Source organism: Providencia sp. PROV210 (assembly GCF_028479445.1).
Classification (GTDB): domain Bacteria; phylum Pseudomonadota; class Gammaproteobacteria; order Enterobacterales; family Enterobacteriaceae; genus Providencia; species Providencia rustigianii.
Genome location: NZ_JAMPNQ010000005.1, coordinates 104,682 through 128,606 on the forward strand (window position 1 = coordinate 104,682; position 23,925 = coordinate 128,606).

Here is a 23,925-nt window from a genome sequence, read left to right on the forward strand (position 1 = left end):
GACTTACTCCATCATTTTTTCAATAGGTAATACGAGAATTGAGCTAGCACCCAGTGATTTTAGTTTTTCCATGGTTTCCCAGAATAGGGTTTCGGAGCTTACCATGTGCATTGCAACTCGGTTCTTATCACCCGCTAATGGCAGGATGGTTGGACGTTCAGCTCCCGGAAGCAGAGATATGATCTCTTCCAGTCTTTCTCCCGGTGCATGCAACATAATGTATTTTGATTCACGTGCTTGGATTACGCCTTGAATACGGGTCATCATGCGGTCAATAAGTTGCTGTTTATCGGATGACATTTCTCCATCACGCTGAATTAAGCAAGCTTTTGAACGGTAAATGACTTCCACTTCTTTCAATCCGTTAGCTTCGAGGGTGGCACCGGTGGAGACTAAATCACAAATCGCATCGGCTAAACCAGCGCGTGGCGCAACTTCGACTGAGCCATTGAGTAAGCAAGATTTAAACTTCACGCCTTTTTCATCAAAGTAGCGCTTCAGTAGGTACGGATAAGATGTTGCGACGCGAGAGCCATTTAGGCATTCAGCACCGGTGTAGTTAAAATCTAATGGTGCCGCTAACGATAAGCGGCAGCCACCAAAGTCGAGACGGCGTAAAGTTTTAAATTGTGGATTCTCGCCACGAGCTTGACGGCTAAGTAACTCTTCCTCTAATACGTTTTCACCAATGATTCCGAGGTCTACAACACCATCAATAACCAGTCCGGGGATATCGTCATCGCGAACGCGAAGTAAATCAATAGGCATATTTTCTGCATAAGCAATCAATCGCTGTTGTTGTAAGTTGATTTTTATACCACAGCGAGCCAGTAGCTCTCTTGATTCATCGCTCAAGCGTCCAGATTTCTGTATTGCGATACGTAAACGTGATTTGTCCAACATAATATTACCCCACACCCTAAAAATATCTTTTTGATTAATAATAAAAAAACCCTCGGAAGATTATCTTCCGAGGGTTCTCTTTATTTGCATTTCAGCCACCGGAAGAGTCGTTGATCGTCTTCCAGCACACATCGCCCAAAAGACTAATCAGGATGATGGTGATGATGATGGTTGCGTGAAATACGAGTCATAATAGCTTCCGTTTAGTTATTTAGATAATTGCTTAAACATTCAATACTTATCAACCTATCCGATTTCATACTATGAATGCAACCCTTTTTTTTAAAATAACTAATAATAATTAGTTCGCGGTTTTTTATAGTGATAAATTCCTTATAAAATAGCTTCGGAAGTTAAATGATTTTCAGCTAATCTAAGAGTTAGTGATTGGATGATTTATTTAGCCTCTAGGATAGCAACATGAAAAAAATTACTATTATTGGTCTTGGTTGGTTAGGACTGCCGTTAGCAAATGCACTAATGGCGCAAGGGATGCGCGTTACCGGAACCAAAACTCACGCTGATGGCGTTGAAGCCGCAAGGGCGGTAGGAATTGATTGTTATAAATTACAGCTAACGCCAAATATTCAGTGTAATTCAGAGGATCTCAATCAATTAATGAAGGATTCGGATGTGATGGTTATCTTGCTACCACCGTCCAAAGTCACGCTATCTGAATATGTGTTGGCGATTGAACAATTAGTGGATAGCGCTATTGCTTATAAAATTCCGAGAATTATTTTTACCTCTTCCACCTCAGTTTATGGGGATGTTAATGGCGTGATTGATGAAGAATCGCCTTTATTGGGGGAAACGGCATCGGCGAGAGCGTTAATTGCTGTTGAACATTGGATGCATGGCCTACCCAATATTCGCGTAGATGTCTTACGCTTGGCGGGATTGGTTGGGGAAAAACGCCATGCCGGACGTTTTTTGGCAGGAAAACAGCAAGTCAAAGGTGGCAACCAGCCGGTCAATATGGTGCATCAAGATGATGTGATTTCGGCGATTATCTTGCTGATCCAACAATCGGAGGGGGGGAATACGTATAATTTATGTGCGCCAGAACACCCAACAAGAAAACAGTTTTATACTCATATGGCGCAGTCTATCGGTTTAGTGCCACCAGAATTTATTGTTGACGAACATGAAGATACCGGAAAAACGATTGATGGTGGGTGTATCAGTGCAGATTTAGGATTCGAATACCAATTTATTAACCCCCTTCAGATGCCGATGAGTTAATTGATAGAGAAATATTATCGTGGCGCTAAATAGCTAGTGCCACGATTAAATATTACTTAATTGGCAGCATCACTATTTCTTGGAATGCAGGGCGTTTAGTTAACGCTTGATACCAACGTTCTAAGTGAGGAAATTCAGGACGCTCAGTCACAATTTCATGCCATGGATAGAATAATGGTGCAATGGCGATATCGGCGATACCAAATGCATTTCCACTAAAATAATCTTGTGTTGCAAGGGCATCATCGGCAATTTTCAGTAACTTCTCGATATTCTGATAAATCACTTTGGCTTGCGCGGGATCTCTGTCAGCTTCGGGTACACGCACGATTTTATTCATCATCTGTTTGATGTGGTCAAACAAATTGGCACTGCTCCAATCCATCCATTTATCAGCCGCTGCTTTTTCTTGTAAATCACGGGCTAACAATAGGTGAGAATGATCATATTTTTCCGTAAGGTAACGTAAAATTGCATTCGATTCCCACAGCGCAAACTGATCATCCTGTAGAGTTGGGATGGTGCTGTTTGGGTTCATTTTTTTATATTCTGGTGTATCAAGTCCACCAAATGGACCACCAACATCTTTTTGATTATAAGGAATATTCAGCTCTTTCAAGCACCAGAGTACTTTTTTGACGTTTGAAGAGTTAGTGCGTCCCCAGACAGTTAACATTGGAATCTCCCATGATTGTGTTTGACCCAGTAAAGATAGATGAAATTACCGGAGAGAGAAACCTGTTTGTTGATTGTTGGTAGTCATATCAAACTATTTTGTTTAGGGTATAGGGATGCGTTCAACATTGTCGATATTTTGCTGTATCTGAGTGAATTTTAATTTATTTTTTATGGTTTCTAGTGGAAGAATGTTTGAGTGTTATGAAATGTTTTAATGGTTATGAATTGCAAGGAGTGACCGATGAGTAAGAATATGTTGTCGTTAAAAACTCGAAGTGCGGGAATTGGGTTGAGTATGTTAGTTGTCATGAGCAGTAGCGCGTATGCGGCTCAGACTCCGGTTGCTCCACAAATTGATGCTAAGGCATTTGTGTTGATGGATTATGACAGCGGTAAAATTCTTGCGTCAAGCCATCCTGATGAGCGTTTAGATCCCGCAAGTTTAACCAAAATTATGACGAGTTATGTGGTTGGGCAAGCGGTCAAAGCCGGAAAAATTACGCCACAAGATATGGTGACTGTCAGTGAAGCCGCATGGGCAACAGGAAACCCAGTGTTAAAAGGTTCTTCATTGATGTTTTTAAAACCAAAAGACCAAGTTTCAGTATTGGATTTAAACAAAGGGATCGTTATTCAATCAGGTAATGATGCCAGTATTGCGTTGGCAGAGTATGTAGCGGGAAGCCAAGAATCGTTTGTTGATTTGATGAATAGCTATGTACAGAAAATAGGATTGACGAATACACACTTTAAAACCGTTCATGGTTTGGATTCTGAAGGGCAATACAGTACCGCGCGTGATATGGCGGTGCTAGCACAAGCATTGATTCGCGATGTGCCAGATGAATATATTTTGCACAAAGAGAAAGAATTTACCTTCAATAATATCCGTCAACCTAACCGAAATCGCCTATTGTGGAGCCAAAATCTAAAAGTTGATGGTGTCAAAACGGGACATACCAGTGGTGCAGGTCATAATTTAGTGGCTTCAGCAACGGATGGTCCAATGCGTTTGATTTCAGTTGTTTTGGGTGCTCCAAGCGACAAAGTTCGTTTTTCAGAAAGTGAAAAATTATTGACGTGGGGATTCCGTTTCTTTGAAACCGTGACACCGATTAAAGGGGATGCGGTATTACAGAAACAGCGTGTATGGTTTGGCGATATTTCTGAAGTTCCCTTGGGGGTCGAAAAGGATGTTGCAGTGACAATCCCTAAAGGTCAGCTACAGAACATGAAAGTAGATATCAAATTAGATAGTAACTCCCTTGAAGCGCCATTAGCACTGAATCAAAAAGTAGGAACGATAAACTTTATCTTGAATGGTGAAGTGGTTGAACAGCACCCATTAGTGGCTAAACAAGCCTTGGAAGAGGCGGGTTTCTTTGGCCGAGTTTGGGATTATGTGATGAAAACTATCACAGGCTGGTGGAATGCCATTTTTGGATAAGTCACCTCGAATAATTTAAATTTTATCTAAAGGTCTCGAATGAGACCTTTTTTATTTGCACTGTATAACATTAGAGAAATTTACAGATAAACTTCAATTGAAATATTTCAAAATCGATTTAATAATCATCCTAATCCTTTGACTATTAATTATTTAATGTTAATTAATAATTGATTTATCAATCGATGACTATTTTATTTTTGTATCAATTAAATTATTTATTTTTATCTATCAAGATAAGGGATTTATCTATGCACATTTCCATGGAAGACAGAATGCAACAGTTACAAAATCAACCGAATACCAAAGGGATTGGTGAAAACAGTGTGCAGGGGGGCCGCGCAGATAACCGTGGTGAAAATAGTGGGGTCATGAAGTCAGGTGATGCAATAGATTCCGGTAAAGGAGGGGGGACTGTCATCGGGGGGAACACCTTAAACTTGCATACTAATAATCATGTTATGCAGGGAGGAATTGCACGTAATGATGGGATAAATGAGGGAGGAATTGAAGGGGGGCATAGTACTAACTTTGGTTTAAATAATAATGAATTGAATGGGGGAGCGGCAAATAATGAACTGGGTTCAACAAACCATGAAAATTCGTTTATTAAAGGGGGTAATGCAGTCAGAGAATTACAAAGTGGTATTGAAAAATATCAAGGTATGCAGAAGCAACTATCTGAAGCTAATCAGGAAATTATTCGTAAAAATAAAGAATTATTGGCACTTCAAGACAGAATTCAATTACAACAAGTGGAATTGAAAGAACAGCAACAACTGCTGGCGGATCAAAGTCAACACTCTCAGGAAACTCAGCGTAGATTAAATGAGGCTCAGCAACTGCTAGCAACCAATGAACAAGAGAAACAACAACTACATTCTGATTTAGCAAAAACTAAAGAGGATGTGACACAGCTGCGTTCCGATATGAAGGCACAACGCACAGAAATTGAAGCGTTAAAAAAAGCCGTTGATGAAGGGAAACAGGAAATTGGTGATTTAGAGTTTAAATTGGAACAAGCGAATGGCGATAAAGATAAACTAGAAGAACGCCTGAAAATTCAGCAAGAAAGAAATAAAAAACACGAAGAAAAAATCGCACAGATTGAATGTAAAATTGATGATAAAACCAAAGAAATAGCGTCATTAAATAGCAAATTACAAGATGAAGATAAAAACAGTCAAGGAATGAATGCAAAAATTAATAGGCTAAATAATGATATTGCTAATTTAAAAGGCGTTTTGGATAAGAAAGTGACCAAAGAGACTGAATGCAGTCAACGAGTTGTTAATCTGCAGGATAAAATAGGCAAGTTAGAGGCTGAAAAACAAGGGTTAGCTGATTTATTACAACGTGAACTTGAATCATATCGAGATTTAGAAAGACAGTATCGTGAGTTTAAGTTGTCAGTGAAAACTGATCGTGAAACGTTTAGGGAGCTTAGACCTATGCTAGATCAAATTAATCGTTTGGCAACAGAAGGGAAAGATATCTTAAACCAGCCAGAAAAATCAGCGACGACGATAACATTATCGGCCTCAGTCTCATCGTTAGATGCGAATGAGCCTCCAATGACCGATAAAATCTCTGCCGGTTATGCTCAAAATCATGGGGATAACTCTGGCACCATCCGTGGCGGTGATAGTGTTAGCAACTCAATCGTAGTGAATGGTATGGTTATTGAAAATGAGCAGGTTGCCGATAAATTAGCAGAAAGTATGAGTAGTTTAGCTCAAAGTGCTGAAATGATAGCGAAAGAAGCATCTGATTCGATACAGGGGACGGCTGGAGCCGTGGGTGTTTTTGTTCAAACACAAACACCATATCAAGTTTATTAATAAAAAAATGCCTGCAAATATGCAGGCATTTTTACTGAAAAGAATTAGAATAAATTATTCACAGCGCCCTAATTTAATCGCTAAGCCACCTTGGGAGGTTTCACGATATTTTGCATTGATATCTTTGCCAGTTTCATACATGGTTTCAATCACTTTATCGAGGCAAACACTCGGTGCGCTGACACGGCGTAGAGCCATTCGAGCCGCATTGACGGCTTTGACCGCCGCGATTGCATTGCGCTCGATACAAGGAACTTGAACTTGCCCACCGACAGGGTCACAAGTTAATCCCAAGTTATGCTCCATAGCGATTTCTGCGGCAATACAGACTTGCTCAGGGCTTCCGCCCATCAACTCAGCTAGACCCGCTGCGGCCATAGAACAAGCTACACCCACTTCCCCTTGGCAGCCTACTTCGGCACCTGAAATTGATGCATTCATTTTGTACAGAGTACCAATCACTCCGGAGACTAAGAAGTAACGGGTATAGGAGTTTTCGTTGACTGGACGAATAAATTTATCGTAGTAAGCCAGTACCGCTGGGATAATTCCACATGCTCCGTTAGTTGGCGCAGTAACAACACGACCACCGGCCGCATTCTCTTCGTTCACGGCTAACGCGTACATGTTAATCCAATCAATCACCGCCATTGGGTCGGTATTATTGACATCTGAAGTGACCAATTGGCGACGTAATGCCGCAGCGCGGCGTGGTACACGAAGTGGGCCCGGTAATAATCCTTCAGTTGTGACACCACGCTCAATACCTGCTTTCATAACCTCCCACACCGATGAGAGATAAGCAGAAATTTCTTCTTTACTGTGTAGCGCTAATTCATTCTGCATGACTAAAGCAGATAAAGATAATCCAGTCTCTTTACAGTGTTTCTGTAAATCTGCTGCATATTTGTAGGGATAAGGAACTTGTACCGCATTTTCAGTTTCTTGACCGAAATGCTCTTCATCGACAATAAATCCACCGCCGATAGAATAATAATTTTTGGTATAGATGACTTTATCGCCTGCAAATGCAGTGATTGTCATACCATTTTCATGTAATGGAAGGTTGGTTGAATGGAAATTCATGCCCCCTTCAGTTGGGAAATCTACTTCATGCTGCCCTTGAGCCAGTAGTAATTTACCGGTTTGCGCAACATTTTGCATAAAGGCTGGGATAGCATCAATATCGATGGTGTCAGGTAAGTTACCTGCTAGGCCCATGATGATTGCCATATCGGTTGCATGGCCTTTACCTGTCAGAGACAGAGAACCATAAACATCAACAGAAATTCGTGTTGTAGAAGTGAGTAAATTCTGGTGGATGAGGTCATCGACAAACTGTTTACCGGCTTTCATTGGGCCGACAGTGTGCGAGCTGGAGGGTCCGATACCGATTTTGAAAATGTCGAATACGCTGATCATATTCTGTAATTCCTATATTAAAGAATCCCCATCATACTGTCATTTACAGGGCCTCTGTTGTCAGTATGGTGATGATATAACATCCCCCAATTAGCCAGATTGATATAGGTTAATTGGGGGCATGATTTCAATTAATTACGCATTAATTCTTTAATTAGAAGAATAACTTGTAAGTTGCTGCTGAGATTGCGACTAGACCCATGATAACCACAAAAATATTGCTGAGTTTACCTGAGTATTTACGCATTGCAGGAACTTTGCTGATGGCATACATCGGCATTAAGAACAGTAAGATAGCGATGACTGGACCACCAAGGCTTTCAATGATTTCAAGAACACCTGGGTTCCAAGTTGCCACTAACCAAGTTGTTATCAACATGAAGATAGCAGTACCACGGTTTAATTTTTTGATATTAACCGTTTTACCTTTCGCGCGGTATGCTCGCTCAACTAAGCCATTAAAACCTTCACGAGCACCTAAATAGTGACCCAAGAATGATTTAATGATAGCGATGAATGCAATGATTGCTGCGGTATATTTAATGAATGGCTGATCAAAGTAGCCAGACAGGTAGTCAAGGATACTGATGTTTTGTGCTTTCGCCGCAGCAAGGTCAGCTGAAGATAGCGTGAATACGCAGCTGATGACGAAGAACATAACAGTAAATACCATCAGAATGTGCGCTGAGGCAAGAATGCGTGAACATTTCTTTTCTGCTGCTTCATCATACTCTTCACGTTTTGCAACGGAGAATGCAGAGATAATCGGTGAGTGGTTAAAAGCAAACACCATCACTGGAATTGTTAGCCAGATAGTAATCCAAATACTTTGTCCACCGGTATTTTTTGCTGTTTCTGCTACGTTTGCTAAAGACAGCGTGTCCAGTGCATCAGCACTCCAGTGAGGGATCATATAGATAGAGAATGCAACCAGTACCGCAATGAATGGGAATACTAGGAAGCTCATCACTTTAACAATATATTTCTCACCAAAAGCCACAATTGCCATAACACCACCGACAAGGATCAAAGCTAGCAACCAACGAGGTGGTGCAGCAACGCCGATAAGTTCAGTCAGGAATTTGTTGACGTTATTAGTAATGGAAACACCATAAACTAATAGAATAGGATAAATAGCAAAGAAATAGAGCAGGGTGATCCAGTTACCTGCGGTACGACCAAAATGCTCTTCCACTACTTCAGTAATATCGCCATCTTTCTTTGAACCAGAAAGGACAAAACGAGTTAAGCCACGGTGAGCAAAAAAGGTCATTGGGAAGGCTAATACCAACATCAGAAGTACGGGTAACAGTCCGCTCATACCTGCGTTGATAGGTAAAAATAAGACACCAGCACCGATCGCTGTACCATAAAGTCCAAGCATCCACACGGTGTCAGTTTTACGCCAAGCGGTCGATTTCCCTGTTTGCGAGGCTGTTGTGTTGATGGAACCAACTTTTGTTGCATCCATAATAGTCTCCAAAAATAAAAGTCAAAAATAAAAACTAGGTGACGAATAATTCGTCTAAACGTTGTAGTGCCTAAATAAGTAGGCTCTTAATCTTTTTGTACGATTAATCAATCGTTCAATAACAATGGCTTTATACGTAACAATCTGATTGGAAATAAAACTAAGATGAATATGAAATTCATTTTCAATCAGTTTTGTAATTTTATAAGTAATTTTTAAAGATGGTTTTTGAGTGTGAGAATCTACATTTTAACAGAACAAAATGCCGTGATCATTATCTCAAAAGAGAAATATCCCCTGCGTTTACCGGTTTGTGGTGAATTTTATAAAAATGTTAACTGAATTTGAGTTAGGTTTGGTTGGCGGGGGATATTCTTAATACCTTGAAAACGATTAACTGACATTTTTATTAATATAAAAACACAAAAGATGAATAATATTATTATATTAACGATTTTTTTATCATTGATTGAACTATAACCATATGCACTTATTTAATTTTAAAATTCTTGAAATTGACTATTTTCACTAGTAGTAAGTTTTATGTAACTAATTGTTTTTCATGTAATTGTTATTATTTTGGTAATTAGTTAATAACGCAATTAATTTTATGGCTGAATCGATGCCTATAAAAAATATGTTAATTAAATTTTAGTATTTGAGATTGGATAAGTAATACTTATTTTTCTTCGCGAAAAATAATGAAAAAGCGTTACAGAATATTTGTTAATTATTTGTGTCAATATTTAGTTGAAAAATTCAAATAAATTTAAATCGATAAAAAAGAAATAAAAACAAACTTTGATTTAGCGCAATATTTTTATGTGGGAGAAATGAGGGAAGGAAGTGCTGGCAATAACAAGTGCCAGCACGTTAAATAAGATTATGGCTGCATCCAGCCTTTACGAATTAGTGAACCAAAGATGCGTTCATACAATTGAGTAATAGGTTGCTGGATTTTGTGGCCACCAAGACTCCAAATGAGTTGAGATATACCACAGGCAATAGCGGCAAGGATGAAAGCACCAACCATATCCAGTGGCCAGTGAACGCCAAGATAGATTCGTGACCAAGCGATAGCGATGGCTGGGATCATAAATACCATACCAACCCATGTTCTTAGCCAGAATAAGAAGGCAAATACAAAGGTAAAGACAATCGTGCCATGGTTACTTGGGAATGATGGGGTAGGTTCATGATCCAATAACGCTTGACCGACTCCCATGACAAATGGGCGATCATGTGGGGCGAGGTAGCCAATCAGCCAAGAAATAGTCAGACCAATGACTAAGGCATAAGCTGTCTTACAGGCAAACGCTCTTTGCCGCATCATATTTTGGGGGGCTCCCCAGAACCAGCAAGCGACAGTAAATAGTGGAAATATGAGGATCATGCGCTTGGCAACAACAGTTGCTAAGGCAATTATTCCACTTGCAGATTCAGATGTCGCAGTGATCAGGTTGAACAGGTCCAGATTCAATTGTTCCAGCACGATTTAAGTACCTCGGACATTAGTAACTCATGGGTATTAAAAACATAGCAATGGCAATAGGGAGGCGGAGTAAAACGTCATTATTGAGCCTTTGCTACTCAAGGTGACAAATTTACTTTTTGTTAATCATTTACTCAATCAATATTTATTAAATAGGATAGATTTATCAGCGTCATGGGTAAACGATAGAAATAAAAAACCCGATAGCATGAAGTAATCAAATGGCTATCGGGCTCCTCAATATGGGGACATCAAAGAAAAGCAGTGGCATAACTTAGGACTCTAATAAATGAAGAAAGTTCTTAAGGCGATTAGAAAAAAGTCATTTTTGGGTATGATAAATTTTAAATAGCACAAAATGAACAAAAAAAAGCCCCAAAACGACAGAAATCGTATAAGGGGCTTCTTGAAAAGAAAATTGAGATAAATTTATTTATATAGATTCAGATTTTCTTTTGCATAAGCTTCGAAATCAGTGCAACCACCGATATGTTTTTCATCAATAAAGATTTGTGGAACAGTTTCTACCGTTTTACCAACGGTTTTAGACAGGTCTTCTTTACTAATACCTTCCGCTTGAATGTCGACATAGCGATAATCAAAATCGTCACGTTCATTTTTCAGTTTTTCTGCAAGTTCTTTCGCACGAACACAGTATGGGCAACCAGGGCGACCAAATATAACAGTGTACATAATATCTCCTTAAATTTTAGAACTCAGATTCTAATAGTGACTCAAATATTAAAAACAATGCCCAATACTATGCCAACATCAGCTTAGAAATAAAAGTTGAATTTTCCTTTCATAGCTATAGGTAGCATATATAATTCGTAGCAGTGCTACAGATGTCTTAGTGCAGACTTGAATTACAAGGAATAAAAGATGAATAAGCAGGATCAACCTACTAAAAATACAAAAGGAACCATGCGTTCATTAGCGGATATGCCAAAACCCGTGTTGGTTTTGGAGGGAATTGGTATTATTTTATTAATGACCGTATTATTGGCAACCAATGGGTATATCACTCTACCAGAAATATTAGCCAGCTCGAGCGCGATAATTACCATGATATTGGTGGGAGTGGGATGCTTAGTGCCCGCCATGATTAATATTATTTGGCGAGCGGTTCATGGGTTAACTTTTTTGGGAATGGATAATAAATCTACGGGTTCTGACCGTGAGCGAAAAAATCACCAGAAAAAATCGACAAACACCGGTGACAAAGCAGACGAAAAGCAGGATTAAGCATGGTTTTACTGGTGTTTAACTATCAAATGTGTGAAGATTATCCGCTTTTCTATTAGTTATTTTGTTATTTTGAGTTGAAGAAGGTTATTGATCATGGACTCCATTTGTTCCCTAAATATCCCACAATTACGTGAATGGCTTGACCAACTCAAAACGTCCTATTTCGAGTGTGACTCTTGTTCCGCATTGCACCTACCTCATCTGCAAAATATTGAGGGTATTTTTGATGCAAAATTAGACATTGTTAATGATGTTTTGGTGTTATCGGCACTCGCGGAGTTAAAACCAACCGCAATTATTACATTGGTCGCAAATATTAGCCAAATTAACGCCAGTTCACTGACGGCTAAAGTTTTCCTCGAAATCAACAATGAAAATTTACCTAAATTAGTTGTTAGTCAATCTTTTCCTGCAAAAGCCGGGATGAGCTATGAGCAGTTTAAACTCTTTATGGAGCAGGCTGACGAGCAAATATCAGGGATTGTCTATGAGATTTTCAGCAATGATTTGCTGTATACAAACCAAGATGAGAGCGAAGAATCAGACGAAGAAGAGTTTGAATCTGACCCTGATGATAAACCCTCTGTAATTATTCACTAAATATCGTATGCATTGTGAAAAATATTTGGCGGGAGAATGTCACTCTTGCCAGTGGCTTGAGCTATCGCCAGAACAGCAACTTTCCCGCAAACAAGATAATCTGCAATCTTTATTGCCATCCCTTGAGTCATCATTATTCTTGACGCCAGCGACGGGGCCTTCTGAAGGTTTTCGCAATAAGGCTAAAATGGTGGTTAGTGGGAGCGTTGAAAAACCAATTTTTGGTATAATTAATCGAGATGGAATTGCGGTTAGTTTAACTGATTGCCCATTATATCCAGCAGAATTTTCCCCTGTATTTGAACAATTGACTCCGTTTATCGCGAGAGCGGGGCTTACCCCCTATAATATTGAGCGTAAACGAGGGGAGTTAAAATACATTTTGCTAACGCAAAGCAGACAGACTGGGCAGTTTATGCTGCGTTTTGTTTTACGTTCTGAGAAAAAGATTGAGCAGTTAATAAACGCATTACCTTGGTTACAAGAAAAACTGCCAGAACTCTCGGTGATCACTGCGAATATTCAACCTGTTCACATGGCAATTCTGGAAGGGGAGCAGGAAATTATGCTAACGGAGCAACATGCTCTACGTGAAGTATTTAACCAAGTTCCCCTGTTTATTCGCCCTCAAAGTTTTTTTCAAACTAACCCCATAGTGGCAGCGAAACTATATCAAATTGCGAGAGAATGGGTTCAAGAATTAACTATCTCAAGTCTTTGGGATCTATTCTGTGGTGTCGGGGGTTTTGGTTTACATTGCGCTGATCAGAATATCAAATTAACAGGTATTGAAATTTGCGCGCCTGCGATTGAATGTGCCCGCCAATCAGCCCAAGAGTTGGGATTACAAAAAGTGGAGTTTCAAGCGTTAGATTCCACAAATTTTGCAACTAGCCGACAAGATATTCCAGATTTAGTGTTAGTGAATCCACCAAGACGGGGTATTGGTAAGAATCTGTGCAATTATTTATCGGATATGCATCCAGAGTATATTCTGTATTCCAGCTGTAATGCGCAAACTATGGCAGAAGATTTACAACAATTGTCAGGCTATCAAGTCTGTAAAGTGCAGCTGTTTGATATGTTCCCACATACTGCACATTATGAAGTGTTGTGCTTGTTGAAGCGAAAATAATTTAAGAATGACAGATGGAGATATTTTATCTGTCACTCAATAGTCATTAATAAAAATTAAACATATTTTTTATAACACGGCTCAAATTAAATTTAAGATTATAAGAATGAATATCTCCAGATTGGTTGATATATAAACTGCCTTTTTTATGTTTTATTATTGGTAATTTTTCAGAAATAGAATTCACCATTTTTTTTACATCAGTTTCATTCGAATAGATATCCCACTGTTTATAATGACCATAAACTGTAGCTTTGGTTATGTTTTTTATTGTGTCATGCTGTTTTAATTTTATTTTATAATTATTCAATAAATCTATTTTTACTTTATCTTTTATGAGTGAGTTTTTTATATGATTTTGAATGTCTATAAAATTAAATTCAGGTATTTTTAATTTTATCTTACTACCTATTTTTTTATCAATTGAAAAAATACTAGCTAATACTTGACCGGATTTTGTTTGATGGGTTTTCCCCAACGCATTGAAATTATCTAATATTGCTGAAATATTTTTATGAAATTTATTCTTATCCTCGGTGATTAATAACCCTTTTTCAGCATCAAAAAATTTATAAATAGTGATATCTGCACTTTTATTTTTCTTTGCAGATATTGCCATGCAATGACCTTTTATCGATATAAGACAATAATAATAGCCTTTTCTATCTAGTGCCATTTCGATACAGTTTTTGATCTCATTTTTAGTTTTTAATTGGCCAAATGTAGACATATTTACATTGTTATCTATGGTATGAGTATTATCATTGATGAGTCCTGAATTAAGCTTTCTTTCAGTTAATTGTAAGTTACTTTCTTTTAATTTATAAGAAAAAAAGCAAATTAAAAAATTAGAGATATCTTTGTTGTTTAAAGGGATTTCCATTTTTATTTTAAAAAGTAATTTATCACTAATATTAAACTCATTTTTTAATGAGTCTATTTTTTTTATAAAAATATCTAAGCTATGGATAGTATCATATTCATCGATTAGTACAGAAGGGTCATTGAATATATCCGTTATTTTATTGCCTGAAACTATTCTTTTTATATATTCAATATTTGATTCATTTTGTTTTTTTCTATCAAAAATCAACTCTCTAATCTTTGAGCTCATTCTATCAAAATCAAATGAATTCCCATAACTAATTTGATTGTTAATACCTTGAGAAATTAATGATTCAAAGATAGGTAAATTAAATTTGATAATTGAGTTTCTAATGTATTTGTCTAAGATATTATCTTTTATTTTATCGCAAGATATAGCACTGAAAGAATCACTGATTTTTTTAATATACTCTGATCCAAGATTACTATTTTCATACATTAAGAAACTATTGGATATTCCATGACAGATACCCAGCTTAATAGGGGAAATATTGGATGTTTTTATAAGTTTATTCTCAAATCTATCAGGTTTTTTTTCGGTAATATAAGTCAGCATAGGTTTTTGTTTGAAAGGAATAGAATATTCAATTTGTGTAGCCATAAAAAATCAACCTTATTGATATCGTTTTTGACTTTATATGTTACTGACGAACTAAAAACTTTCTTTCAAAAATCAATTAGCTTGTAATTAATTAGCTATATATTTTTCATATACAAAAAACTTGGCGATTAAACCAAGCTTTTCATAAAAATAGCAAACTAAATAGGGGAGACTAGCTACGTTGTTCAAATGCCAGCGCTTTACGCTCAATCAGACGCATAACGATGGTAAGTATCGCATTGACAACAAGGTAGATAATTCCTGCTGCAACAAACGCCATAACATCCCAAGTTTGACCAAATACTTGGCTACTGTAGCCCATAATATCCAGCATGGTGATGGTACTTGCAAGAGAGGTACTTTTGAAGATCAATACCACTTCGTTGGAGTAAGATGAAAGTGAGCGTTTAAATGCATAGGGTAGAATAATCCGCATGGTTTGCAGTTTACTCATTCCTAATGCTTGGCAAGATTGCCATTGACCTGATGGAATTGCTTTCACCGCGCCATGGAATAATAACGTAGAATATGCCGCACTGTTTAATGCGAGTGCAACCATCGCACATACCCACGGTGTTGAAATAAACTCCCATAGTGCAGGGTAATCCTGTAAAGATTTAAATTGGCTAGGGCCATTATAAATCAAGAAAAACTGTACCAGTAACGGTGTTCCGGTAAACAGGGTGATATAAACCTTAACAGCCTGTGAAACAACGGGAGTTTTGAGAGATAGAATCAAGGTAAATAATATCGCGAGGATAAATGCCACCAATAATGCACTAAAAGTCAGAGATAAACTGGTTGGTAATCCGGGCAAAATTTTAATAATTAAATCGATCATTTTGATTCACTCCGCTCAAAACGAGTTGTGCGTAGTTCAATACGTTTTAACACTAACTGGCTTAATAAGGTGATAGCAAGATAGATAAGACCTACGATGGCATACCAAGTGAACGGCTCATGGGTGCGGTTCACGATTGTTTTGGTTTGCAGCATTAAGTCATTTACGCTGATTAAGGAAACGAGCGCAGTATCTTTTAGTAAGACTAACCACTGATTACCTAAGCCGGGTAGAGCATGACGCCACATTTGCGGCATGATAAACCGGAAGAAAATCGTACGTTTTGTTAAACCTAACGCTAAGCCGGCTTCCCATTGGCCATAAGGAACCGCTTTTAAAGCACCCCGTAAAGTCTGTGAGGCATAGGACGCATACAAGAGTGCAAGTGCAATAACACCACAAACAAACGGGGTATAATCGAATTGACCGCTATCAGCGAAGAAAATACTTGGGTCGACTTGCAATGTCCCTTGCCAAAAACCAAGATTGATTGCGATCCCGTCACCAAGTAGGTTGATAAGCTGTAATGTACCGAAGTAAACAAACAGCACTACCAGCAGCTCAGGTAAACCACGGATCAGTGTGACCCAGCAAGTACCGAGAAAGGCGATAGGTTTAAATCGAACGGATTCCCACGCCATAAACAACATGGCGAGGATTAATCCAAGGATCAGTGCAGAAATAGCAAGGCCGACGGTGATCCCGGCGGCACTGATTAAAAATAGAAAGTCATTCATTAATTATATCGACTACTGTTGGAACCATTTTTTATGTATAGCATCGTAAGTGCCGTCAGCTTTTACTTCAGATAAGGCTTTGTTCATCTTATCCAGTAATTCTTTATTGCCTTTACGTACAGCGATACCTAAACCAATACCGAAATATTGTGGATCAGTGACTTTATCACCAACCGCAGCTAAATTTTCGTTACCTTTTGTTTTTAACCATTCATCAGCGACAGCAGTATCACCAAATACGGCATTAATACGACCATTTTGTAGGTCTAAAATTGCAGATTGGTAGTTATCGTATGGAACGACGGTCATATCTTTGTGTTGTTCCATGATGTATTTCTGGTGAGTGGTGCCGTTTTGTACACCGATTTTTTTACCTTTTAATTGGTCAATTCCAGTAATTTTATCTTTTACCGCAATAAATTCCGCTGAATTTGGATAATATGTTTCGGTGAAGTCAACTTGTTGCTGGCGCTCAGGCGTGATGTCAATACCAGCCATTAACGCTTCAAAACGACGGAATTTCAGGCTTGGGATTAAGCTATCAAAGGATTGGTGCGTGAATGTACAGGTTGCATTCATTTTTTCGCACATCGCATTGGCGAGATCCACGTCAAAGCCTACGATTTGGTTGTTTTTATCAAACATTTCAAACGGAGCATAAGTCGCTTCGGTTGCAAAACGGATAGTGTCTTTTTCCGCAGCAGTCGCAGATAGGGTTACAGCGCCTAATAATGCAGCTAATAATAGTTTTTTCATTGCTTAATCCTATATCTATTAGTGGGACAGATAATTTGCAAATGCTTCAGTTTGCGGAGCAGAGAAATGGCTTGCATCCCCTTGCTCAACAATATGGCCGTTTTCCATATACACGACACGGCTAGCGGTTTTACGTGCAATTTCAACTTCATGGGTCACAATAACTTGGGTGATCCCTGTAGCTGATAATTCACGAATAATATCGACGACTTGGGCAGTGATTTCTGGATCTAGCGCTGCCGTTGGTTCATCAAACAATAAAACTTGTGGTTCCATCATCAGGGCCCGAGCAATTGCAACACGTTGCTGTTGACCACCAGATAGATGCAACGGATAGCGGTCTGCGAAAGGAGATAAACGCAGACGCTCTAGTAGTTTAGACGCTTTTTCTTGAGCTTGTTGTTTGGATAATTTCAGTACTCGACAGGGGGCTTCAATTAAGTTGTCCATCACGCTTAAATGGGGCCACAGGTTGTATTGCTGAAAAACCATACCAACATTTTGGCGCAGGTCACGGATTGCTTTGGTTTCTGGAGCTGAAGCAAAATTGAACTGATGACCTGCAATGTTTAGCTGACCTGAACGTGGCATTTCCAGCAGATTTAGCACGCGCAATAAAGAACTTTTTCCCGCGCCGCTTGGTCCGAGTAATACCATGGTCTCACCAGCAGAGCACTCTAGATTGATATCAAACAGTGCCTGATGGTTGCCGTAGAAACAGTTTATGTTTTTTAATTGAATGCTCATGCTTACCAATAATATCTAAATTAACTACCTGCGATATTAATCCCGTAAGCATATTTATGCAATATTTTATGCATAAAAATTTGGTTTTTTACGCTGAAATTATTCAGACTTAGCGGTGGTATGCTCTGTATGTTGCTGGACAGCGAGTTGTTTATCTCGCTCGATAGCCAGTTCACTAATTCGCTTAGCCATTCCTTTAAAGATAAACAGGTGAGCTGGCATCATTGCAAACCAATAGAGTAGCCCACAGAAACCAGCCGGATGCCACCAAGCACGAACATCAATAGACCGTAAATTGCCGCTATCATGAATCGTAAAGGTTAATCGACCAAGCCCTGGTGCTTTCATGCCGAATAGCAGACTGAGTTGTTTATTAGGCTCAATATTGATCACTCGCCAACCATCGACTTCATCTCCAAGCTGGAGTTCCTCACGATCGGGTCTGCCATATTTTACTTTATTGAACATCATGTCATCCATAATGGCGCGAGTTTTCCATAGACCATTGGCGTAAAAATAACCGTCTTTACCACCAATTTGCTGAACTACATGCCATAACGATTCCGCTGATGCGCTGGTTCCTAGCGTTGAGCCAGCTTGTTTTGGATAAAACCCATAACCAGGTTTCCAGCGTTTTCTGACTTCAGGGTCATAACCCCAATCGGCATTATCTATTGCATTCGCTTCTTCTGCTAAAGTGCTGCGAACTGCATCATCGAATGAGATAAGTGTTTGTGGGATTAGCTCACGAATCGCTTTATCATCGGCAGGTAGGTCATGTTGTAATCCTTGAATTAACTCTTTAGCGATAGACGGTGGTACCGAGGTTATCAAGCTAATAAAGTGAACCGATATCATACTAACTGGAATGGGAATAGGGATCAGTAATCGGCGTTTTCCCGAGACTTTGATAAAGCGCTTAAAGAGCTCTTGGTAGCTAATATACTCAGGTCCACCGGCATCCAAGATCTGGCTTTCGGTGATAGGTAACTGAGCCAATTGAGTCAAATAGTACAGAATATTTTCGAGGGCGATAGGGGACGATTTAGAACGCACCCAGCGCGGGGGCGTTAAGATGGCAAGGTTATAAACCATATCACGCATGATTTCGAAAGCTGCGGAGCCTGAACCTACAATAATTGAAGCGCGTATTTCCGTCACAGGAATACCACTTTCACGTAAAATTTCTCCCGTTAACCGTCTAGCAATCAAATGGGGAGAATAGGTGTGCCCATGTTGTAAGGCGCTCAGGTAAATAACCTGTTTAACATTGGAATTTTGTAGAGCTTGCTGAACGTTACGTGCGGCTTCTCGTTCACGTTCAATGAGATTGGCTTGATCGGCCATACTGTGGACAAGGAAATAGACAATGTCTATTTCCTGCATAATATCGATTAGCGTCTCAGGTTGGTGTAAATCGACATAAACACAACGGGTATCAGACCAGCCTTGGGAGAGCATCCAGTCCACACGGCGTGCAGCGGCAGTAACTTCATGACCTTCTTGTAATAACTTTGGGATCAAATTTTGCCCAATATAGCCGCTGGCGCCTAACACTAAAACTCGCTGTTTAACCGTCATGTTAATTTCCTGTGATATGCAGATTAACGGCTATTGTGACTGAAATTTTACCTATGTAAAGAAGGCCATTAGAATTGGCGTAATTAGACTGAGCACGAACCCATGTACAATGGCGGCCGGAACAATGGCTACCCCACCACTACGTTGCAAAACGGGCAGAGTAAAGTCCATTGATGTTGAGCCACAGATCCCCAATGCGGTAGAACGATATCGATTAATTATCAATGGGATGAGCATAATGGCAGCGAGCTCCCTCATTAGGTCATTAAAGAAAGCGGCACTGCCCATAACCGGCCCATAAGCATCCGTGAGCAAGATACCGGTTAGTGAGTACCAACCGAATCCAGAAGCTAGTGCTAGCCCCATTTTTACCGGTAAGCCAAGGACAAATGCAGCAATAGCACCGCCAATTAGCGCACTCACTCCCATAACGAGGGCAATGGTCGTTCCCCGGCGATTAATTAAAATTTGTTTGATGTGCATTCCGCTGTTACGTAATTGAACACCGACTAATAATAGCAGTAGCATTAGGGCAATTTGACTGCCTTTATCCGCATAATGTAAAAATTCAAATCCAGTTAGCCCCACGACAAAACCAATCAATAAAACACCACACAATTGTAGGGATTCGAATACCATTTTGATGCGTGAAGGTGGTTTTTCTTGCTTGTGTTGAGGGACTTTCCAAGGATCGAGTTTATCGAGAATCACGAGGGAAATAATGTTCATTCCAAAGATACAACCAAAGAATGTCAGTGCATAAATTAAGATTGAAACAAGGTGAACACTTAAATTTTCTAGTAAAGCTAGGGTAATACCCATTAAAAATAGAATCACATACACCATCGAGTTTAAAGTTTGGTGGACACGATGAAGCACATTTTTATTTTTGATAGGTATCAAGTAACCGAGAACTAACGGCAGAAGAATAATCAGCAAACCAGAATACATGTTAGTGCCCTTTTTGTTTTATCCCATGAACTACACGGATTACACCAATCTAAACAATTTATATTAACGCAAACAAAGGATTATATTTGAATTCTTGTGAACACCGCTATTTAAACACAAATAAATTTAGCCTGTGATGCTAAATATCGAATATACCATAAATATTTTTTATTGGTTATTAGCTTAAAAATAGGAGAAAAAATCCAAAAAATAAAGATAATCCTATCCATTTAACTAAGGTTAATAAGTAAATTTGGTGATTTATACGGATGTGTTCTTTTTTTGCTCAGATCTCATTCGTATAGTAATCATCTGAGCAAATGAGTAAGCTTTTATTGGTGATAGTTTAAGTGAATTCACGGATCCTATTAGTATCATACTGTTACAATGGCAATCAGCTATCCACTGCAATTGGCATGACAATAAGTCGATAATACAATACTGCAAGGAGAGAGATATGTATCTGGAACGAGTGGAAATATATGGATTTAGGGGGATTAACCGGCTCTCTCTACAGCTTAATAATAATACCGTCTTAATCGGTGAAAACTCATGGGGTAAATCGAGTTTACTGGATGCCCTTGATATCATACTTTCTCCTGAAAATCGTGAGTACCAAATTACAGCTTCTGATTTTCACCATCCTACAGGGGACAACGAGGCATTAAATCGTTCTTTACAGATAGTCTTAAAGTTCTGCGAATCAGCACCTGGACGCCATCAATCTTATCGCTTTCAAAACTTAGCATCTGTTTGGGTTGATAATGGTGATGGGCTAAAACATATATTTTATCGTGTGAGCGCTGAATTAAAAGATGACAATACAGTAACGGTTGATAAGTGCTTCCTTAATTCAGGGGGAAATAAGCTTTCCCTTGATAATGTAGGAAAATACATCAAAGAAATCGTACGTTTATATCCCGTTATTCGTTTACGTGATGCGCGTTTTATTAATGATCTAAATCCAATTACGGTGACGGGGGGAAGTTCAAATTTCCGTGATACGCTGAATCAGCAAATTAAAGAGTTAACGCGTGCCTTAGTGAATAATCCTGAACGTCTAAGTAATGAAGATCTCAAAGATGGGATCGATGCCATGCAGCAACTATTAAGCCACTATTTTTCTGGAAAAAGTGGTCATATGACTAAGTTGGGGCATTCGTACTCCAGTATTGAACCGCGCAAGCGAGGCTGGCAGGCATTAGATAATATCAATCGACTCATTGCCAAACCAAATCAGCGTAATATTCGCCTAATTATTTTAGGGGTGTTTTCTTCATTATTGCAGGCGAAAGGAAATATTGAGCTGGATAAACATGCCCGCCCAATCATTATTGTGGAAGACCCTGAAACCCGGCTACATCCAATCATGTTATCTATTGCGTGGGGATTATTTAGTCTGTTCTCTTTACAGCGGATCACCACAACAAATTCGGGAGACTTATTATCCCAAGCGCCGATAGATAGCGTATGTCGGTTGGTTCGTGATACCAATAAAGTTTCAACATTCCGGATAGCGCCGAATGATTTAAGTCCCGAAGAGTTACGTAAGATATCATTTCATATTCGCTTTAACCGTCCTTCTGCACTATTTGCCCGTTGTTGGCTATTAGTTGAGGGGGAAACCGAAATTTGGTTAATGAGCGAATTTGCAAGACAATGTAATTATTTCTTTGAAACTGAAGGCATTAAAGTCATTGCATTTGCTCAAAGTGGCCTAAAACCATTGTTAAAATATGCGAATAAAATGGGAATAGAATGGCATGTATTAACTGATGGGGATGAAGCTGGACGAAAGTATGCGGCAACAGCGACGCATTATGCGAATAAAATAAATTCACCAGACAGAGACCGACTTACCATGCTATCGGCACCGGATATGGAGCATTTTCTTTATCGTGAAGGCTTCAAAAGCTTATACCATGAAATTGCGGAGATTCCTGAGAATGCGCGAGTTTCTACTCGGCGAGTGATTTTAAAAGCCATTTCGCGCACGTCAAAACCTGACTTGGCACTAGCGACAGTTAACCGAGCCGCAGAATTGGGTCCAGATTCGGTGCCATTAGCATTGAGAAATATGTTTTCTCGGGTGGCATGGCTGGCTCGTGGTAAGGCGTACTGAGTATATTTTGCAGTTAATCTGAAGCTTGTTTAGTGAAGTGAGATGATTATTCAGCTATCTTATTTTCAAGGGAGGGGAGTTCCCTCCTATTGAAAATAGGAACATCATTGATGCCGATTAAATCAAGGAAAAAATGGATTTTATCTTTACTTGCCCTAATGGCCGCTATTGGAGCAGGATGGTTTTTTCTTGGTAATCCACAGTCTGAGACCTTCCAAACAGTGGATGTTACGCGAGGCGACCTCAATAAGCAGGTACTTGCAACCGGTAAGCTTGATGCTGTGCGCAAAGTTGATGTTGGAGCTCAGGTAAGTGGTCAATTACAGACTCTGTATGTCAAAGAAGGGGATGTGGTTAAAAAAGGTGACTTACTGGCAGTCATTGACCCACAAAAAGCCCAAAACGAAGTCACCGAATCCCAAGAAACAATTCATGAATTAGAATCTAATCTAGCTTTAGCCAAGGCTGAGTTAAGACTCGCTGAAATTACGTATCAGCGGCATTTAAGCCTGTCAAAAGTTCAAGCCGTATCCCAACAAGATCTGGATAAAGCCAGAACGGACGTTGAAGTTAAAAAGGCGCAAGTGGCGACTTATCAGTCTCAAATTAAGCGTAACCAAGCATCTTTAGATACTGCTAAAACAAATCTTAAATATACTCAAATTACCGCACCAATGGACGGTATCGTCACATTTATCAAAACGTTACAAGGGCAAACGGTAATCGCAGCTCAAGAGGCTCCAACGATTTTAACCTTGGCAGATATGGATACTATGCTGGTTAAAGCTGAAGTCTCCGAAGCCGATGTTATCTACTTGGAACCGGGGCAAAATGTATCATTTACCGTTCTAGGTGCCCCAGATAAAAAATTTGCAGGAAAGTTGAAAGATATTTTACCAACCCCTGAAAAAATTAATGATGCTATTTTCTATTATGCACGTTTTGAAGTACCCAATCCCCAGCATCTGTTAAAGCTACAAATGACTGCTCAAGTGACTATCGATCTCGAATCACGTAACAATATCTTATTACTGCCACTTTTAGCGTTAGGGAATGAAGTTTCGCCGCAAACTTATGAAGTGGAAATTCTTAAAGATGGCGTTCCACAAAAAACAACCATCGAGATTGGTGGGCGCAATGATGTGTCTGTTGAAGTGCTAAAAGGCTTGAGTGAGGGGGATAAAGTCATTATCGGACGTAACAGTGATATGGAGTCTTGATG

Annotated in this window: 21 protein-coding genes and 1 other annotated feature; of the genes, 8 read left to right on the forward strand and 13 right to left on the reverse strand. The window is 39.2% G+C overall.

The annotated features are described in order from the left end of the window. Positions 1-3 precede the first annotated feature (3 nt). Positions 4-903, reverse strand: a complete 900-nt coding sequence (hisG, locus tag PR761_RS04655) for an ATP phosphoribosyltransferase (protein ID WP_006812653.1) — start codon at positions 901-903, stop codon at positions 4-6. A gap of 40 nt (positions 904-943) precedes the next feature. After that, positions 944-1,071: a sequence feature (His leader region), on the reverse strand. A 252-nt stretch (positions 1,072-1,323) separates the two neighbouring features. Here hisG and PR761_RS04660 point away from each other — a divergent pair. Then, positions 1,324-2,148: an SDR family oxidoreductase gene (locus PR761_RS04660; protein WP_006812652.1), complete on the forward strand. Its 825-nt coding sequence runs from the start codon at positions 1,324-1,326 to the stop codon at positions 2,146-2,148. 52 nt (positions 2,149-2,200) lie between these two features. Here PR761_RS04660 and PR761_RS04665 read toward each other — a convergent pair whose 3' ends face one another. Continuing rightward, positions 2,201-2,824 (reverse strand): glutathione S-transferase family protein, encoded by a 624-nt coding sequence (locus PR761_RS04665; RefSeq protein ID WP_006812651.1) that lies wholly within the window; start codon positions 2,822-2,824, stop codon positions 2,201-2,203. Between the two features lie 243 nt (positions 2,825-3,067). On the opposite strand from PR761_RS04665, the gene PR761_RS04670 reads away from it, so the two are divergent. Continuing rightward, positions 3,068-4,273: a serine hydrolase gene (locus PR761_RS04670; RefSeq protein WP_154611014.1), complete on the forward strand. Its 1,206-nt coding sequence runs from the start codon at positions 3,068-3,070 to the stop codon at positions 4,271-4,273. Between the two features lie 251 nt (positions 4,274-4,524). After that, complete coding sequence (locus PR761_RS04675; RefSeq protein ID WP_154611015.1) at positions 4,525-6,114, forward strand: hypothetical protein; 1,590 nt, start codon at positions 4,525-4,527, stop codon at positions 6,112-6,114. A 54-nt stretch (positions 6,115-6,168) separates the two neighbouring features. Here PR761_RS04675 and PR761_RS04680 read toward each other — a convergent pair whose 3' ends face one another. The 4 genes from PR761_RS04680 to PR761_RS04695 all read right to left on the reverse strand — a co-directional run bounded on the left by PR761_RS04680 (position 6,169) and on the right by PR761_RS04695 (position 11,192). Continuing rightward, positions 6,169-7,536, reverse strand: a complete 1,368-nt coding sequence (locus PR761_RS04680) for an L-serine ammonia-lyase (RefSeq protein ID WP_006812647.1) — start codon at positions 7,534-7,536, stop codon at positions 6,169-6,171. Positions 7,537-7,690: 154 nt separating this feature from the next. After that, positions 7,691-9,007, reverse strand: a complete 1,317-nt coding sequence (locus PR761_RS04685) for a serine/threonine transporter (protein ID WP_006812646.1) — start codon at positions 9,005-9,007, stop codon at positions 7,691-7,693. Between the two features lie 883 nt (positions 9,008-9,890). Next, on the reverse strand, positions 9,891-10,499 hold the full coding sequence (ybjG, locus tag PR761_RS04690; protein WP_006812645.1) for an undecaprenyl-diphosphate phosphatase: 609 nt from the start codon (positions 10,497-10,499) through the stop codon (positions 9,891-9,893). A 429-nt stretch (positions 10,500-10,928) separates the two neighbouring features. Beyond that, complete coding sequence (locus PR761_RS04695) at positions 10,929-11,192, reverse strand: GrxA family glutaredoxin (RefSeq protein WP_006812644.1); 264 nt, start codon at positions 11,190-11,192, stop codon at positions 10,929-10,931. A 189-nt stretch (positions 11,193-11,381) separates the two neighbouring features. Here PR761_RS04695 and PR761_RS04700 point away from each other — a divergent pair, with 189 nt between their 5' ends. The 3 genes from PR761_RS04700 to rlmC all read left to right on the forward strand — a co-directional run bounded on the left by PR761_RS04700 (position 11,382) and on the right by rlmC (position 13,482). Then, positions 11,382-11,744: a YbjC family protein gene (locus tag PR761_RS04700; RefSeq protein WP_006812643.1), complete on the forward strand. Its 363-nt coding sequence runs from the start codon at positions 11,382-11,384 to the stop codon at positions 11,742-11,744. 96 nt (positions 11,745-11,840) lie between these two features. Then, positions 11,841-12,347 (forward strand): YbjN domain-containing protein, encoded by a 507-nt coding sequence (locus PR761_RS04705; protein WP_006812642.1) that lies wholly within the window; start codon positions 11,841-11,843, stop codon positions 12,345-12,347. A gap of 7 nt (positions 12,348-12,354) precedes the next feature. Continuing rightward, entirely contained in the window at positions 12,355-13,482 is a 1,128-nt protein-coding gene (gene rlmC / locus PR761_RS04710; protein ID WP_154611016.1) for a 23S rRNA (uracil(747)-C(5))-methyltransferase RlmC, read from the forward strand. A 46-nt stretch (positions 13,483-13,528) separates the two neighbouring features. On the opposite strand, the gene PR761_RS04715 is transcribed toward rlmC, so the two are convergent. From PR761_RS04715 to PR761_RS04745, 7 genes are all read right to left on the reverse strand, one after another. Next, the gene (locus tag PR761_RS04715; RefSeq protein WP_112836443.1) at positions 13,529-14,968 is read right to left on the reverse strand and encodes a hypothetical protein; all 1,440 of its coding nucleotides are present in this window, start codon (positions 14,966-14,968) and stop codon (positions 13,529-13,531) included. A 172-nt stretch (positions 14,969-15,140) separates the two neighbouring features. Further along, positions 15,141-15,809, reverse strand: a complete 669-nt coding sequence (gene artM / locus PR761_RS04720; RefSeq protein WP_006812637.1) for an arginine ABC transporter permease ArtM — start codon at positions 15,807-15,809, stop codon at positions 15,141-15,143. After that, entirely contained in the window at positions 15,806-16,546 is a 741-nt protein-coding gene (artQ, locus tag PR761_RS04725; RefSeq protein WP_006812636.1) for an arginine ABC transporter permease ArtQ, read from the reverse strand. Before artQ ends, artM begins: the two co-directional genes overlap by 4 nt. Positions 16,547-16,558: 12 nt before the next feature. Continuing rightward, positions 16,559-17,302 (reverse strand): arginine ABC transporter substrate-binding protein, encoded by a 744-nt coding sequence (gene artJ / locus PR761_RS04730; RefSeq protein WP_115164112.1) that lies wholly within the window; start codon positions 17,300-17,302, stop codon positions 16,559-16,561. 18 nt (positions 17,303-17,320) lie between these two features. Then, positions 17,321-18,049 carry an arginine ABC transporter ATP-binding protein ArtP gene (artP, locus tag PR761_RS04735; protein ID WP_006812634.1) on the reverse strand — a complete coding sequence of 243 codons (729 nt, stop codon included), beginning with the start codon at positions 18,047-18,049 and terminating at the stop codon, positions 17,321-17,323. Between the two features lie 99 nt (positions 18,050-18,148). Then, complete coding sequence (locus tag PR761_RS04740) at positions 18,149-19,630, reverse strand: DUF2867 domain-containing protein (protein ID WP_112836445.1); 1,482 nt, start codon at positions 19,628-19,630, stop codon at positions 18,149-18,151. A gap of 51 nt (positions 19,631-19,681) precedes the next feature. Then, positions 19,682-20,581 (reverse strand): lysine exporter LysO family protein, encoded by a 900-nt coding sequence (locus tag PR761_RS04745; protein WP_006812632.1) that lies wholly within the window; start codon positions 20,579-20,581, stop codon positions 19,682-19,684. Positions 20,582-21,038: 457 nt separating this feature from the next. Between PR761_RS04745 and PR761_RS04750 the strand changes: the two genes are divergently transcribed. Next, positions 21,039-22,703: a DUF2813 domain-containing protein gene (locus PR761_RS04750; protein WP_006812630.1), complete on the forward strand. Its 1,665-nt coding sequence runs from the start codon at positions 21,039-21,041 to the stop codon at positions 22,701-22,703. Between the two features lie 110 nt (positions 22,704-22,813). Beyond that, positions 22,814-23,923 carry a macrolide transporter subunit MacA gene (gene macA / locus PR761_RS04755; protein ID WP_006812629.1) on the forward strand — a complete coding sequence of 370 codons (1,110 nt, stop codon included), beginning with the start codon at positions 22,814-22,816 and terminating at the stop codon, positions 23,921-23,923. Positions 23,924-23,925 lie beyond the last annotated feature (2 nt).

Excerpts from the sequence above, each read along its gene's own strand:
- hisG (WP_006812653.1), bottom strand. The coding sequence starts at position 903 with ATGTTGGACAAATCACGTTTACGTATCGCAATACAGAAATCTGGACGC.
- PR761_RS04660 (WP_006812652.1), top strand. The coding sequence starts at position 1,324 with ATGAAAAAAATTACTATTATTGGTCTTGGTTGGTTAGGACTGCCGTTA.
- PR761_RS04665 (WP_006812651.1), bottom strand. The coding sequence starts at position 2,824 with ATGTTAACTGTCTGGGGACGCACTAACTCTTCAAACGTCAAAAAAGTA.
- PR761_RS04670 (WP_154611014.1), top strand. The coding sequence starts at position 3,068 with ATGAGTAAGAATATGTTGTCGTTAAAAACTCGAAGTGCGGGAATTGGG.
- PR761_RS04675 (WP_154611015.1), top strand. The coding sequence starts at position 4,525 with ATGCACATTTCCATGGAAGACAGAATGCAACAGTTACAAAATCAACCG.
- PR761_RS04680 (WP_006812647.1), bottom strand. The coding sequence starts at position 7,536 with ATGATCAGCGTATTCGACATTTTCAAAATCGGTATCGGACCCTCCAGC.
- PR761_RS04685 (WP_006812646.1), bottom strand. The coding sequence starts at position 9,007 with ATGGATGCAACAAAAGTTGGTTCCATCAACACAACAGCCTCGCAAACA.
- PR761_RS04695 (WP_006812644.1), bottom strand. The coding sequence starts at position 11,192 with ATGTACACTGTTATATTTGGTCGCCCTGGTTGCCCATACTGTGTTCGT.
- PR761_RS04700 (WP_006812643.1), top strand. The coding sequence starts at position 11,382 with ATGAATAAGCAGGATCAACCTACTAAAAATACAAAAGGAACCATGCGT.
- PR761_RS04705 (WP_006812642.1), top strand. The coding sequence starts at position 11,841 with ATGGACTCCATTTGTTCCCTAAATATCCCACAATTACGTGAATGGCTT.
- rlmC (WP_154611016.1), top strand. The coding sequence starts at position 12,355 with ATGCATTGTGAAAAATATTTGGCGGGAGAATGTCACTCTTGCCAGTGG.
- PR761_RS04715 (WP_112836443.1), bottom strand. The coding sequence starts at position 14,968 with ATGGCTACACAAATTGAATATTCTATTCCTTTCAAACAAAAACCTATG.
- artM (WP_006812637.1), bottom strand. The coding sequence starts at position 15,809 with ATGATCGATTTAATTATTAAAATTTTGCCCGGATTACCAACCAGTTTA.
- artQ (WP_006812636.1), bottom strand. The coding sequence starts at position 16,546 with ATGAATGACTTTCTATTTTTAATCAGTGCCGCCGGGATCACCGTCGGC.
- artJ (WP_115164112.1), bottom strand. The coding sequence starts at position 17,302 with ATGAAAAAACTATTATTAGCTGCATTATTAGGCGCTGTAACCCTATCT.
- artP (WP_006812634.1), bottom strand. The coding sequence starts at position 18,049 with ATGAGCATTCAATTAAAAAACATAAACTGTTTCTACGGCAACCATCAG.
- PR761_RS04740 (WP_112836445.1), bottom strand. The coding sequence starts at position 19,630 with ATGACGGTTAAACAGCGAGTTTTAGTGTTAGGCGCCAGCGGCTATATT.
- PR761_RS04745 (WP_006812632.1), bottom strand. The coding sequence starts at position 20,581 with ATGTATTCTGGTTTGCTGATTATTCTTCTGCCGTTAGTTCTCGGTTAC.
- PR761_RS04750 (WP_006812630.1), top strand. The coding sequence starts at position 21,039 with ATGTATCTGGAACGAGTGGAAATATATGGATTTAGGGGGATTAACCGG.
- macA (WP_006812629.1), top strand. The coding sequence starts at position 22,814 with ATGCCGATTAAATCAAGGAAAAAATGGATTTTATCTTTACTTGCCCTA.